General features: G+C 31.3%; 1 protein-coding gene (running past one end of the window). It reads right to left on the bottom strand.

Annotated elements, in window-relative coordinates; genetic code table 11:
- Window positions 1-129: 129 nt before the first annotated feature.
- Window positions 130-16,171, bottom strand: the 3' portion of a protein-coding gene (ebh, locus tag FNL83_RS06830) for a hyperosmolarity resistance protein Ebh (protein ID WP_080388512.1). The gene runs 14,408 nt beyond the window's last position; 16,042 of the gene's 30,450 nt are visible here — the last part of the coding sequence; the start codon falls outside the window, past its right edge; its stop codon occupies window positions 130-132.

The raw sequence follows: 16,171 nt of genomic DNA, 5'->3' as shown, positions 1-16,171 counted from the left end.
TCAACCTTACCAATAAGATTTCGGCTTTGAAAAGCTTATTATAATATGTTTGTACTGAATTATCGATGGTTAACAAAAAACAAGCCTGGGACATTAAGTCCCGGGCTTGTTCTGTGTTAAAGATATATTTTACTTTTTAGAACGCTTTTTGGTTTTTACAACTTTTTTAGTTGATTGAGGCGTTTTCTTCTTTTTAGAAGTAACTTTCTTCTGTTTTGTATCTTTGTTATCACTGTTTTGTTTACGCTTAACGACGGGGATTGAATGAATATCCTCTTCACTCAATTGCTTTTCTTTAGATTTCTTATGTTTAGCAACTGGAATTGAATGTTTGTCATCGTTTTGAATTTGTTCTTCTTTATCTATTTTACGCTTAGTTATTACAATTGGATCTATTTTATCAGTATCTGAAAGACGAATATCTTTGTGATGATTTTTTATCGATTGTTTTTCTTCTTCTTCTTTTTTACGTCTTTTAGCCAAAACTAACCAGAAACTAGAAAGTAAACCAGTTAATGTAATAACACCTACAGTTTTGCCGAAATTATCAACTAAATGTTTGAATAGGCTATCATTATCATTCTTATGAAGTTTTGGTTGCTGTGTTTCTTTGTTGATTTTACCTGGTTCAACACCCGTTCCTTTTAGAACTTCTTTGAATGTTTCAGTTTGTACGATATGGTTTGCAACATCCTTTTCTCTTAATCTAGCATCAAATTTTGAATGAAGATAATTAAAGTTATGCAAGGAATCGTTGAAAGATTGATTTATAATACTTACATTTACTTTCAAGATTTGCTCTATACCTTGTAATAATGCTTTGTGTACATCTTGTACGGTATGCGCACCACGAATTGAATTCATCGTTTCTAGTTGAATTTGTTTAATTCTATCAAGTGCCCATTGTTTTATAAAGTAAGAAGCAGATTGATTATTTAGTATTTGCTGAGTTTTGTTTACTACAACATATCCTAATTTATGTTCTGCTATATGTTTTTCACCTAGTAAATGTGCTTGGTTTAAAATATGTTTATATCTATTATTAAACTCTTGTTGTAATTGATTTAATTCTACTAAATTATGAGCATGCTCGACTTTTTCTAAAAATTCTTTTTGTAGTGCAGTTAATTGTTTATCAAACTGAGTTTTTTCATTAGAAGTTAAACCTTTTATTGTTTCAATTTCTTTGAAACCATTTTGGATTTGAGTATTAACATCAGTAATGATATCCTTTTTAGCTTTATTTAGCGTAAAGCGTTTAGGATCAAACTGATCTATTTCTTCAAAATCAGTTCGTTTTACTGTTTCAATATCTTTAATCGATTTTGAATGATTCACTTTATCGATGGCTTGCTTTTTCAATCTTTCAATTTCAGCTTTTGCATCTTCACGTTGAGTAGACGTTAATTCGTTATTAGAATCTATATCTTTGATTTTTTGTTTTACCAGAACATCAATTGTTTTTATAGCATCCTTTTTAGCTATTTGTAATTCTTTTTCTACAACTTTGACTGGAACATTTACAGTGACATATGAGCCATCAGCTAAAATAACCTTAACTTTAGCGGTTAGGTGATCAGCTACTTTATCAGTGTTCGGTAATGAAACAATATTGACTTTAAGTTCATCAGTTAAAGTCATAGCTCCAATTATAGATTCTAATGAAATAGTTTCATCTCTGTGAACAACCACCTCACTTGTTACTAGAGCATTTTGAAGGCTCAATTCAGGTAGTTCAAAAACTAATGGTTGCTGATCAGTATCCCAAATAATGATATGAGCTAAAGTATTAAATGCATGCTCTTTATTGTTATTGATATCATCAATTGAATTAGAATTTTCGATATGTTGAAGTGCATCTTTTTCTGTTTTATCAATATCTGCTAAAGCATGTGCCTTTTGAGAAGGTGTTAAATCAGTGTTGTTATTTATTGCATCTCGTTTCTTTTGTGATAACTCTTTTATCATTTGTTTAGCTTCTGCTTTGGCGATAATTAATTTTTTAGTAGTTTCAATGACTTCATCTAGTTTTGTTGTAGCATTTTCTATTTGTTGTTTGTTTATAGCTTGTTGAATTTCATTCTTAATTCCATTTACTAACTTATTAATTTGAGATATTAGTTTATTTTTTTCTTCATTTGATAAGTTTGGATTTTGACTAATTAAGTGATTTATATCTTCAACTTTTTGGTCAATCATTTGATTAGCATCTAGTTTTGCTTTAGGTAATTCATCTGCATGTATGTGTTCAATTGCAGATTGCCCTTCATCTTTTGCTTGATTAACTAAATCATTTGATGTTGCGTCATTAATATTAGAAAGCGCTTTTCTAGCTTCCTCATTTACCATTTGTTTAGCTTGAGCTTTAGAATTTGATGTTGCATTAGCGTGTTCAATTTCATCAAGTTGACGTTTGAGCGTATCTTTAATGTCATTATGTGCTTTTGTTTGAGCATCTTTAAGTCTTTCAATTCCATTTAGAAGTGCTCTAGCATCATCCATGTTTTGAATCATTCCAATTATGATATTAGCGTCTTTATTTGTACCGTTTTCTTTGTCAAGAACATTATTCGCTAAGTTGATAGCGTAATCATATTGTAATTTATGGTCTTCATCAGCATTTAAATATTCAATGTTGTCTTTTGTAGTTGCTGTTAATTGAGCTACATGTTCTTTTAAACCTTGCATAGCATCATTTAATTCTATTGCATTATCAACGATTTGATTAATTATTTTAATGTCTTTAGACGCTCTAATCTGATTAATTATTGCAGCTTTTTGAGCATTATTAAGTATATCTAATTCTTTAATAATAAATACTTCAGATTTTTGTTGATGTTCTTTTAGACGTCGTTCACCATTTAATTGGTCTTTAGCATTATCTATTTGTGTTAAAAGATGTTGAATGTCATTGATATTGACATTTGTACCGCTATTTTTATTTAATACGCCTTTAGCTTCTTTTAAAGCTTTGTTAAATTGACGTTTTAAATTATAATCAGCGTTTCTATAATTTAAACTTGCTTTAACAGGATTTACTAAAGTTTTAAGCTTATCTCTCAATAATTTCATTTTATCGTTTAATTCTAACGTTGATTGAGTGAGCTGAGATAACTCTGTTAAAGTATTTGCTGAATTTACCTTGTTTGTGACATCTTCAAGTTGTGCTTTATTTAAATCTTTTAATCCTTTTATTAATTTTAGATCTTTGCTCTTCTCAGTTGCAAGTCGTTGTTCACCATTTAATGCATTTTTTGTATCGTAAATGGCTTGACTAAGACCTAATACTTCTTCAATCGTTGCTGGATTTTCTGAAGTTTTAGAACTTGTTGCACTTGCTTGTTGTAGCGCCTCATCAAATTCAATTTGTAAATTCTTATCAGCATTAATATAATTCACACTATTTGGAACAGAAGTTGAATTACTTTCTATAGTATCTCGTAAGTCTTTCATTGCATTATCTAAATCACTAGCTTTAGATAATGTATTTGCTAAAGATGATAAATCATCAGAGTTGTGAATATTATTTTCAGCAATATGACGCTGTGCATCATTGATATAAGATAAAGATTGTACGTATTGAATTGCTTTAGCTTTAGCTTTTGATAAACGTTGGATACCATTTAAAGCATCTTTAGTATCCTCAATCACTTGTTTGAGTCCCTGAATTTGTTTTTCATCTAAATTTTTACCATTTTCTTTTGCAAGAACTTTTCGAGCATTACTTAAAGCATGGTCAAATTGTTGTTTTAAATCTTCATCTGAATTTATATAATTTGAGCTTGCTTGGACAGGAAAAGCTTGATTATTAAGTTCATCTCTTAAAGATTTCATTGCATCATTTAAATCAAATGCTTGATTCACGATTCTAGACAATTGTGCAATAGAATTAGTATTCATAATTTCATCATTTGCATGTGTGAATTGAGCTTTATTAATAAATTTTAAACTATCAATTAGTTTTTCTGCTTTTGATTTTGCAGCTGTTAAACGTTCAATACCGTTAAGTGCATCTTTAGTTTTGAATATATCATCTTTAAATGTATCAATTGCATTGAAATCTAAGTTCTGACCTTGAGTTTTGTTGAGTGCATCACGTGCATTGTTGATAGCTTGAGTAAAGTTATCTTTGCGTAGGTTATCGGCGTTAATATAATTTATACTTGCTTTGGTTGGAGCATAGTTATTAACGATTGCGTTAGCTAATTCACCCATAATGTCATTGAGGTTTGTGCCCTCGTTGACAATATGTTCTAATTCTAATAAATCATGCGATTGCGTTACTTTATCCTCTAAAGCAGACTTTTGAGCATTGTTTATTTTTTCTAGTGATTTGATATATTCTAAAGCTCGTGGTCTAGCATGATTTAATCTTTCGAAACCATTTAACGATGTTTCTGCATATATTAATTGTTGTAACGCTTGTTTTGTTTCATTTTGGGTTGCGTTAGTTTTTTGTATATCTTGTCCATGTTCAAGTGCTTCATCATAAGCGATGATTTTGTCGTCGTCGGCTTGTCTATAATTATCACTATTTTCAACAGAATCAGCATGATTAATGAATTGTTCTAATTTACCCATTACTTTGTTTAATGCCTGAGCATTGTTACTAACAGTAGCGATTTCTTCTAGTTTTGTTGCGTTTTTAACACTTTCTTTCGCAGTTTGTTGTTGTAATGAATTAAGATGTGTTAATTGATCAATTGTTTGATTAGCATGAACTTTAGCTTCTTCAACTCGCTGATCACCATCGAGGTTTTCTGATGCTTGAGTTAATTGTTCTAGTGCTTGTCGTACTTGATCTAAACTTACATTTGAGCCATTTATTTTATCAATAATCGCTTGAGCATGTGATACAGTTTGGTCTACTTTTTCCTTTTTATCCTCTGAAGCTTCAGTGTAATTAGGCAAAGTAGTATCTGTAATCACTACTTGAGTTTTATCTTCAAGTGATTTCATGGCTTCATCAAGGATTTTAGCTTGTTGCAGAAGTTGTTTAACTTCAGTTCTTAATGCTGCGTGAGAAATCATATCTTTTATAGATTGCTTTTGTGCATTATTAAGATAATTCATATGTTTAATTTCATCATTTGCATTTGATTTGTCATATGATAGTTTTTCTGCGCCAAATAGTATTTTTTCGTTAGCTAGGACATTATCCTTAACAATATCGACTTTATAAGGTTCTAATGTTGGATTTGTTGTCTGATTAAGTAGTTGTTCGGCATCAGCAATAACTCGATCGTATTGTTGTTGATATTTTGAATCTTCATTTAAATATTTACTATCGTTCAATATATTATTTTTATGAGCAACTACTTGTTGTAGTGTTTCCATAGCTTTATCAAGAGCTTGAGCATTATCTAAGTTCTTTGCAACTTTTTCGCGTGTTGTAGCATTTGTATTCGTATTTATCATTACCTCACGTTGAGCAACATTAAGATGAATTAGACCATTAATTACATTAGCGGCATCTTGTTGTGCATGAGCAAGTTTCTGATCACCATGTAAGTTATTTTGAGCTGTTTCGAGTTCATGAGTTATGCTATTGATTACTGTTGGATCCATTTCAGGATTTGTTTGTCTATGAATGATTGAATCAACATGATTTATAGCTTGTTGATACGCCTTTTTTTCAGGTTGATCTTCGTTAATGAATCGACTACTATCTAACACTTTATCTGCATTTTTATATACTTTGTTAAGTGCTTTCATTGCATGATTTAATGATTTTGCTTTTTCAATTGCTTGGGCAACTTCTGTTCTCGTTTTAGCAGTATATATTTGATTAGATATTGAACTGCTTTGTTGTGATGTTAAATCATCCAATTTACTTAATTCTTTATCAGCTAAATCGATAGTTTGATAAAGTTTTTGTTTACCTCTGAGTTGTTTTTTCGCTTGATTAACTTCGTTGATAGCATGCTCTATATCTTCAATAGATAAAGTTGGATTTACTGTTTGATTAAGTATTTCTGTCACATGATCAACGGCGTTATCGTATGTTTCTTGAACATCAGAATCTTCATTAATATAGTTACTTGACTGTTTGACTTGCTCTTTATCTTTGATACTTTCTTCTAAATTCTCCATAGCATGATCGAGTAGTTTTGCTTGGCCAATAATAGCCGCAACTTCAGTTCTGGTAACTGCGTTATTAATTTTTTCATTTAATGCGTTTTGTTGTGCTTGATTTAAGTGCATCAATGTAGGTATCGATTGATGTGCGTTTTGCTTATCAGCATCTAATAATTCAACGCCATTTAAGTCATTATTCGCTTGATTTACACCATCCGTTAGTTGCTTAATTATTTCTTTATCCAATGTTGGATGTTGTTCATTGATAATATTTTCGACTTCTCTAACTGCGTGATTATATTGCTCTTTTTTAGCATCACTTGCATTAATATATTTGCTCTCTTGTCTTACGGATGATTGATTTTGAATGCTGTTTCTTAAATGCTTCATAGCGTCATTTAAAGCTTGAGCACTTTGAAGTTGTTCAGCTACTTTTTCTCTTGTTTGAGCTTCATTAACCAATCTATTTATGGCATCTCTTTGTGGTGCATTTAAATCGTTTAAACTATTAATCAATAAGTTTGCATTTTCTTTTGCTTGTTGTAATTTATGTTCTCCATCGAGTGCATTGATGGCATGCTTTATGTTATTGATTGCATTCTCTATTTCGTCATGAGACATCGTAGGGTTTGCTACTTGATCAATGATTGATTGTGCATGATTAATTGTATCGTTGTACATATTTTGAGGTGTACTATCCTCGTTTATATAATTGTTTGATTGTCTCACATTATCTTGTTGAGCAACGATATCTTTAAGTTTTTTCATATCATTATTTAAAGCTTTCGCTTTGTTATAGATATTATTTACTTGTGAAACTATAGTTGCTTGTTCAATTTCATGAGTTAATGCTTCTTTTTGAGCTTGATTGAGGTTATCTAAGTGATTGACTGCAAAAGTTTTTGAATTTTTATTGTCATTCAATTCACGTTCACCATGAAGTGCATCTTTAGAAATTTTTACATTTGATGTTGCACGTTCCACCTCTAAAGGATTCATAGTTGGATTAGATGTTTGATTGATTATTTGTTTTACACGATCAACGGCATTGTTATATGCAGTTTGATTACCAACAGTTTCATTGATGTAGTTACTTGTTTGTTTAACTTCATGTTCATCAGTAATACTTTGACGTAAAGTATTCATTGAATCATTTAAAGCTTGTGCTTTATTAATTACTTGATGTACTTCAGAACGGGTTTGAGTTTGTTGAATTTCTTGATTTAATTGTTCTTTTTGAGCTTGGTTTAGACCAGTCATTTGATTAATAGTATTGATGGACTGTTGTTGAGCTTGTTTTAGTTTTTGTACGCCATGTAAATCGTTTTTAGCTTCAGTAATTTTATCAGCAATAGTGTTAATATTAGTTGGAGACATATTTGGATTTGTTTGTTCAGCAACTATGTTTTTACCTCTATCTGTATACTCATCAAAGTTAACTTGTTGAGAAGTATCTTCATTAATATAATTACTCGTTTGTTTTATTGCGTCATTACCAGTTAAAGCATCATCTAATTTTTTCATCGCATCATTAAGTTGATTTGCTAATTGAACTACTTTTTGTACTTCTGGTCTAGAATTAGAGTTTTGAACTTTAGTTTCAAGATTACCTCTTTGCGCTTGATTTAAGTAATTTAACGCATTTAATGTTGCTTGAGCATCTGTCTTGTCGTTAGCAAGTTTTTGATCACCATGTAAATTATCTTTAGTTTGTTTAACTTCATTTAGGACACTTTGAATCTCATCATTTGCCATTACTGGTGTTGGTTGATCATTAATTATATTTTTAGCTTTATTTACGGCTTGATTATAAGCATTTTGTTGTTCAGAATCTTCATTGAAGTACTTACTACTTTGTAAAATTTCATTATTATCAGCAATAGAATCTCTAAGTGCTTTCATTGTATTATTTAATTGTTTAGCACTTGCAATTTTTTCTCCTACTTGGCTTCTTGTTGGTGCACTGAAAATATGATTTAAAATCGTATCTTTTTGCCCGTTCGTCAAGCTATTAAGGTTTTGTAGTTGTTCTGAAGCTTCTTTTTTATCTTCTGATAGTTTATTACTACCGTGTAAATCATTAAGTGCTTGTTTGATATTTTCAATAGCTTGATCTATTTGATTTTTATCCATGATAGTTGGATGAGCAGTTATCAAATCTTTTGCTGCTTGAATTGCATGATTATAAGCATCCTGTTGGCTGGAATCTTCATTAATGAAATCACTATTTTGTTTTACTGTATTGTCATTGTTAACAATTTGTTGTAGTTGATTCATAGAGTTATCTAATTGTTTAGAGTTATTTACGATATCATCTACCTGTTGTTTAGTTTGAGCTTGATTAATTAAATCATGTTGTTTATCTTTTTGTGATTGTGTTAATCCTTGCAAATGTTCGATGCTTTGATTTCCGTCTGACTTAGCCTCTGCTAATTTAGATTGCCCATTTAAATTATTTTCAGCAGTTTTAATCGTTTGAGTTGCTCTATTTATTACATCTTTATTAAGCTCTGGTGGTTGGGTAGTTGCAATAATTTGAGAACCATAATTTAACGCAGAATTGTAATTTGCTTGAAGACCACTGTCAGCATTTACATATCTACTATCAGCCTTGATTTGTTCTTTTTTATTTATTTCAGTTTTCAGTGCTTTCATAGCTTCATTAAGTTCTTTTGCTTTTTGTAAGGCTTCTTGAACTTCTGGTTTGGTTGATGCTTGGTTAACTAATGTTTTTTCAGCAAGAACCTGTCCAGGATTTAATGCTTGTAAATTATCAATTTCAGCAACAGCTTGATTTTTAGCCTCTTGAAGTTTTTGCTCACCATGTAAACTTTCTCTAGCATTTTGCAATTCTAATAAAGCATCTTCAATTGTAGCTTTATCTAAAGTGCTACTTGGAACGCCGTTGATAATGTCTTTAGCTTTTTGAAGTGCATTACTATATTCATTTTGTGCCGCTTCATCTTCATTGATAAAGTCGCTTAATTTTTTAACACTGTTTTCAAGAGCAACTTCATTCTCAAGTTGACGCATAGCTTCATTAAGTGCTTTAGCATGATTTAAATCATTAGAAACTTCAGTTCTTGAAGGAGCAGAGTTAATCTCATCATGCTCGCTTTGTCTTTGAGAATTGTTTAGATTTGTTAAATAGTTTAATTCATTGGTTGCATCTTGTTGTGCTTTTTGTAATTTTTGATCACCATGTAAATCGTTTTTAGTTAAATGAATGTTTTGAATGGCATCTGCTATTTTATTGTTGTTTAAAACATCATCTGTAGTGCCGTTTAATATTTCTCGACCTTTTTGAATGGAGTCATTATAAATATTTTGAACTTGCGGATCTTCATTAATATATTTACTTTGTTGATGAACGTTTGACTGTTCTTCTACGAGTGTTTTTAGTGTGCCCATTTCGTTATTTAACTTATTAGCTTGTGCAATTATTTCTGCCACTTGCTGTTTAGTTTGAGCATGATTAATTAAGTCATTTAATGCTTGCTTTTGTTTATCATTTAAATTTGTTGATTGATTTATTATTAAATTTGAATCTGCTTGATTTTGTGCAAGTTTATTCGCACCGTGCAATGAATCTTTTGCTTGAATGACCTTTTGAGTAATAGCTTGAATATTACTTATATCCATAGTTGGGTCGTTAAGTTGATTTATGAGTTGTTCAGCTTGGCTTACAGCATTATCGTACGCTAACTTTTTCTCAGAATCTTCATTGAGATAGTTACTAGAATTTAGAGTAGCATCCTTATCGGCTATACTTTGTTTAAGTTGTTGCATAGCTTGGTTTATTGCTTTTGCTTCTTCTAGTTTCTGAGTTACTGCAGGTTTAGTTGTTGTTCTGCCTATATCTTGGATTAATTTTGTTATTTGAGCTGAATTTAATCCGTCTAGATTTTGTATTTCATTCTTTGCAATTTCCTGTGCTTGTCTTAATTTATTATCACCATGAAGATTTTGTTCAGCATCATTAATTTCTTGAATGGTACGATTGATATCAGTACTACTTATTGTTGGATTATTTTCTGAATTAATTATTTCCTGACCTTTTGCGATAGCTTGTTCATATGCTTCTTTTTCAGAGACATCTTCATTAATATAGTTACTATTTTGTCTTACTAATGACGCTTTGGCTACTGCAACTTTTAATTCTTCCATTTTTCCATTTAAGAATTTAGCATGACTTAACTGTTTAGCAACATTTGCTCTGCTTGTTTGTTGGTTAATGATGTTTTCCAATGCTTGTTTTTGTGGTTCAGTTAAACCAGTAAAGTTAGTAATTTGTTGTTTAGCATCTGTCTTTGCATCTTGAAGTTTTTGATCTCCATTTAATCCATTTATAGCTGTATTTATATCTTGAGTTGCTTGTTTGATTATTTGAGGATCCATCGTCGCATTGTCTTCACCAATAATGTTATTTATTTTATCTACTGCATGATTATAGGCATTTTGTTGAGCTAAGTCTTCATTAGTATAATTGCTATTTTTACGAATTTGCTCTTGATTCATAATGCTATCTCTCATTGCTTTCATAGCATCATTAAGCTCTTTTGCTTTCTGCAATTCTTGAGCTAAACTTTCTAGAGTTGTCACATGGTTGATGTTATCCTTAACAGTTTGGCGTTGTGGAACATTGAGACTGTTTAAGCTATCTATGTCGTTTAAAGCATTGTCTAAAGCCTGTTTAAATCTGGATTCTCCATTTAATTCGTTATGCGCTTGGTCTATCTTGTTTAATAAATCTTGTAATGCTTTATGATCTAATGTATCTGGATGATTATGAATTAAATCCTCAGCTTCTTTAATAGCATTATCATAATTTTGTTTTTTATCATTATCAGCATTAATGTAATTGCTTAAATGTTGAATTTGATCTTTATCATTTATGACTTTATGAAGTGTACTCATATCACCATTTAATTGTTTAGCAATCTCTAGTTGTTTATTTACCTCATCTCGAGTATCAGCATTATTAATTAACGGTTTAAAATGGTTTTTTTGTTCTTCGGTTAAGTCATCTAAATGATTTAATTGATTATTAGCATCTTGTTTAGATTGAGCTAATTTTTGATCACCATGTAAATTATTCACTGCATCTTTAATATTTTGAAGTGTATCAGCAATTTTTTGTTTATCTAAGGTTGGATTAGATGTTTGATTAATTATTTCTTTTGCAGCTTGGATTTTATCATTATAAGTTTTTTGTTTGTCTGAGTCTTCATTTATGAATGGGCTGCTATTTGAAATTTGATCATCTTGATTCACTTGATCTTCAAGTTGTTTCATAGCTTCATCAAGCGCTTCGGCCTCTTTAAGTTTTTCTGCAACTTGGTCCCTAGATGTAGCTCCATTAATAGCTTGTATAAGCGCATCTTTTTGAGGTTGATTAAGATGATTTAAGTTACCAATGGCTTGATTAGTTGTATTTTTGTCTTGCTGTAATTTTTGAGCTCCATGAAGGTTATCTTGTGCTTGTTTAATATTATTTAAAGCATTAGTAATGTCTTGTGCATTTAAGTTAGGATTTGAGCTGTTATTAATAATGTCTTCCGCTTGTTTAAGTGCATTATTATACGCATCTTTTTGTGCAGAATCTTCATTTGTATAATCACTGTTAGCATGAACACCATCTTTTTGCGCAACTTGTTCTTTAAGTTTTTTCATTGCGTCATTTAGTGCTTTTGCTTGCTCAATTTTTTGCTTAATATCATCTCTACTATTAGAAGTGTTAATTTGTTCTCTGAGTTTTTCACGTTGTGCATCTGTTAAATCTGTTAATCCATCTAGTTCTGTCGAAGACGTTTGTTTGTCTTGATTTAATTTTTCAGCACCATGTAAAGCTTGTTCTGCATTTTGAACGGATTGAGTTGCTTGGTCAATGTTTGCTTTAAGTAATTCAGGGTTTTGAGTTTCGTTAATAATAGTTTCAACACGTTGAACTGCATCATCATAGTTTTGCTTAATTTGAGGATCTTCATTTAGATATTTACTATCTGCTTTCACTTGATCTTTTTTAGCAATACTTTGTCGTAACTCACCCATAGCATTATCTAATTGTTGAGCGGTTTGTAAGTTTTGTTGAACTTGTTCTAATGTTGATGCGCTATTAACTAGATTTTTCTCTGCATCTTTTTGGGCATTGTTCAAATTAGATAGATTTCTGATTGTTTGATTGGCATTATTTTTAGCTTCCTCTAATCTATGATCACCGTCTAAGGCATCTTTAGTATTTTTCACGGTTTGTGTTGCTGTAGTGACATTACCTTTATTAATTGTTGGTTGATTCGTTCCATTTATTATATTTTGAGCATTTTGTACAGCTGCATCATATGCTTGTTTCTTAGATGGTTCCGCATTGATGTAATTACCGTTTGAAACAATATTAGTATAATCTTTAATACTTTCTTTTAAGGCACCCATTAAACCATCTAAAGCTTGAGCTTCTGTTAAATCGTGTTGGACTTGCGTACGTGTAGATTCATTATCAATTAAAGAATCTTCCATATGTTTTTGAGCTGAATTCAAATTCTGTAATTGAGCAATCGTTTGTTTAGCACTATCTTTATCGTGTTGTAGTTTAGTATCTCCATGAAGATTAGATTTAGCTTGAGTTACGGCATTTGCCAATTGATTGATTGTATCTGAGCTTAACGTTGCTTGAGTTTCATCGATAACTTGTTGAGCATTATTTACAGCATTGTCATAAGCTTGTTGTTGGTCATGATCCTCATTAATATATTTACTACTATTTTTAGTATCGTTTTTATCTTTAATGCTTTTACGTAAACCAAGCATTGCAGTATCTAATGTTGTTGCTTCTTGACGAATATTTCTCACTTCATCACGTGTTGTTGCTGCAGTTACTTTAGCTACTTCAGCATTTTTCTGAGGTTCATTGAGACTCGTTAAACCACGTATTCCAGTTTCAGCAGCTTGTTGGTCTTGTGTCAGTTTTTGAGCACCATGTAATGCATCTTTTGTAGTGTTAACAGTTTGAGTTAAACGTTCTATAGCTAATTTGTCTAGAACAGGTTGAGCATTGTTGTTGATTGTAGCTTGAGCTTCATTGACAGCATTATCATAATTGTGCTGTTCAGGTTGATCTTCATTGACATAATTGCTACTTTGTTTTACTTGATCAACGTTTTGAACACTGTTTCTTAAAGCTTCCATCGCATGGTTCAATTCAGTTGCTTTGTTTAATTCTTCTTGTACTTTTGTACGGGTATTAGCTGAATTAATTAATAGATTTAATTCACGCTTTTGACCGTCATTTAAGCTATTTAACCCATTGACAGTTTGTGTAGCTTGTTGTTTAGCATTAGCTAATTGTTGAACACCATCAAGATCTTGTTGTGCTTGTTGAACGCGTGATAGCGCTTGTTCAATTGTAGCTTTATTAAGCTCTACGTTTGGTGTGGCATTGATGATATTTTCTGCGTTCTGTAGTGCTTGATCGTAAGCTGTAACTTTAGTCGGATCTGCGTTGATATATGCACTGCTACGTTTGATGTCCTCTTTATTTTGAATGCCATCTCTTAAATTACTCATAGCAGAATTTATTTCTTTAGCTGCAGCTAACTTTTGAGCAACATCTGTTCTTGTTTTAGCTTGATTGACTAAATCTTTTTCGGCGTTGATTTGAGCTGTGTTCAAACTAGATAAACCTTCTATTTGTCTATTTGTGCTTTCTTGGTCAGTGTGTAATTTATTTTCTCCACTTAACGCTGTTTGAGTCGTATTGATTTGATTAATAGCCTGCTCAATTTCATTTTTGTTCATGATTGGATCTTGAAGTTTATCAATAATAGTTTGACCGGCTTGTACAGAATTATCATAGTTATGTTTTGGTTGTTCATCTTCATTGAAATAATTACTTTGTTGGTGAACGTTATTTTGTTGGCCTACTTTATCTCGTAAAGCTTGCATTGCAGTATTTATTTCTCTATCCAAAGTTAATTGTTGATTAACTGCTGGGATTGTCTGCTGTGCTTGAACATTTTCAATTGCTTTTTGACGTTGTGCATCATTTAATGCTGTAAGTTTATTGATTCCAGTAATCGCATTATTTTTAGCTTCTTCTAATAGATGTGAACCTTGTAACGCATTTTGAGCGTCAGTCAATTGTTGTAACTTTTGTTCAATTTCCGATTTATTTAATGTTGGATTACCGATTTCATTAATAATATTTTCTGCTTCTTGAAGTGCTTGATCATACCCACGTTGATGTTCAGTTGAATCATTAATGTAATCGCTACTTTGTTTGACATTAGTCTTTTCAGCTACTTTATCTCTTAATTGTTTCATTGCATTATTTAATGATTTAGCTTCATTAAGATGCTCTTCTACTTCAGAACGTGTATTTGAACCGTTGACTAAGGATTCCTCACCAGATTTTTGAGGGTCATTTAAATAACCTAATTGTCCAATTTCTTGATTAGCAGTTCCCTTATCTCTTTGTAACTTTTCTACACCATGTAAATCATTTTTAGCTGTGTTAATTCGGCTAATCGTTTGATCAATAGTAGATTTATTTAATTCTGGATTGTGTTGACCAGTTATATATGTCGAGCCATTATCAATTGCATTATCATAAGTATTCTTTTGAGTTGAATCCTCGTTAAAATAATTACTTGTTGAATGTATTGCATTTTGATTGTTAACTAAGTCACGTAATGTTTGCATTGATTGATCTAATGCTTCAGCATCACGTAATTTATTAGCAACTTGGTCTCTAGTTTGAGCGCCATTAACGGCTTGATTTTCTTTTGTTTTTTGCTCGTTTGTTAATCCGCTTAGGTTGTTTATTGAAGCAACAGCATCTTCTTTAGCTTTAGTCAGTTTAGCTTCACCGTTTAGATTGTTAATTGCAGAATTAATATTATTAATTGCTTGTTCAATTGTTACTTTATCTAATTCAGGGTTTTGTGATTTGTTTTTAAGCGCTTCTGCACTTGCAATCGCATTTGAATATGCTTGTTGTTGGTTCGCATCTTCATTGATAAATTTACTGCTATTTATCATTTGGTTTTTACCATTGATAAGGTGATTCAGTTGTTCCATCACCTTATTTAGTTCTTTAGCTTTTGCTAATTGAGAAGCAACTTCTGTTCTAGTTTGAGAACTGTTGACTAAACCTTTTTCACTATTTCTTTGCGCATCAGTCAATTGATTTAACGTATTGATTTCTTGATCGGCATTTTCTTTAGCACGACGTAATTGTTCTTCACCATCTAAAGCATTTTTAGTAGTAAGAATCGCTTGTGCTTTTTGGTTAATTGAATTGGCATCAAGAGTGGCTTGTTGTTCATTAACTATTTCTTTAGCATTATTTAGAGCCTCAGTAAAGGCATGTTGTTTTTCGGGTTCAGCGTTAATATAATTACTTTCGTTTGTTACTGATTCGTTGTCAGAAATGTTTTGTCTCAACGTGTGCATTGCACTATTTATTTGATTAGCCTTACTTTGCTCTGCAGTTACATCAGTTCTTGTATGAGCAGTGTTAATAGCTGTTTTAATAGCCTCTTTCTGAGGTGTGTTTAAATCAGCTAATGTATTAAGTGCATTAATTGCTTCCGTTTTAGCAGTTGTTAATTTTTGTTCACCATGCAGTGCATTCTCTTTAGTTGAAATGTTACTGATTGCGTTATCAACTAAAGTTTTATCAAGTACTGGATCAGCTGTTTTATTAATTATAGTTTGTCCCATTGTAATGGAATCATTGTAGGCAGATTGCTCAGGTTGATCTTCGTTAATATAAACACTTGTTTTTTGTACTGTAGGTTGTTTAGCAACTAATGATTTTAACGTGCCCATAGAACTATCTAGTGACTTAGCTTGGTTAAGTTGTTCTTGTACTTCCGTACGAGTTTGTTTACTATTTACCAGTTCCTTTTCTTTAGCTTTTTGAGTATTAGTTAAGTTTGGTAAGTTACCGATTTCTGTATTAGCACTACTTTGTGCTTGTTCTAACTTTTGTTGTCCATGTAAATTCTGATGGGCAGTATTTACTGCTTGTGTTTTTTGATTTACTACGTCACGGCTCATTTCAGGGTTAGATTGTGCATTTATCAATGTTTGAGCA

The sequence above is a fragment of the Staphylococcus epidermidis genome (assembly GCF_006742205.1).
Taxonomy (GTDB): domain Bacteria; phylum Bacillota; class Bacilli; order Staphylococcales; family Staphylococcaceae; genus Staphylococcus; species Staphylococcus epidermidis.
This window is presented reverse-complemented; position numbering and strand designations above follow the sequence as displayed.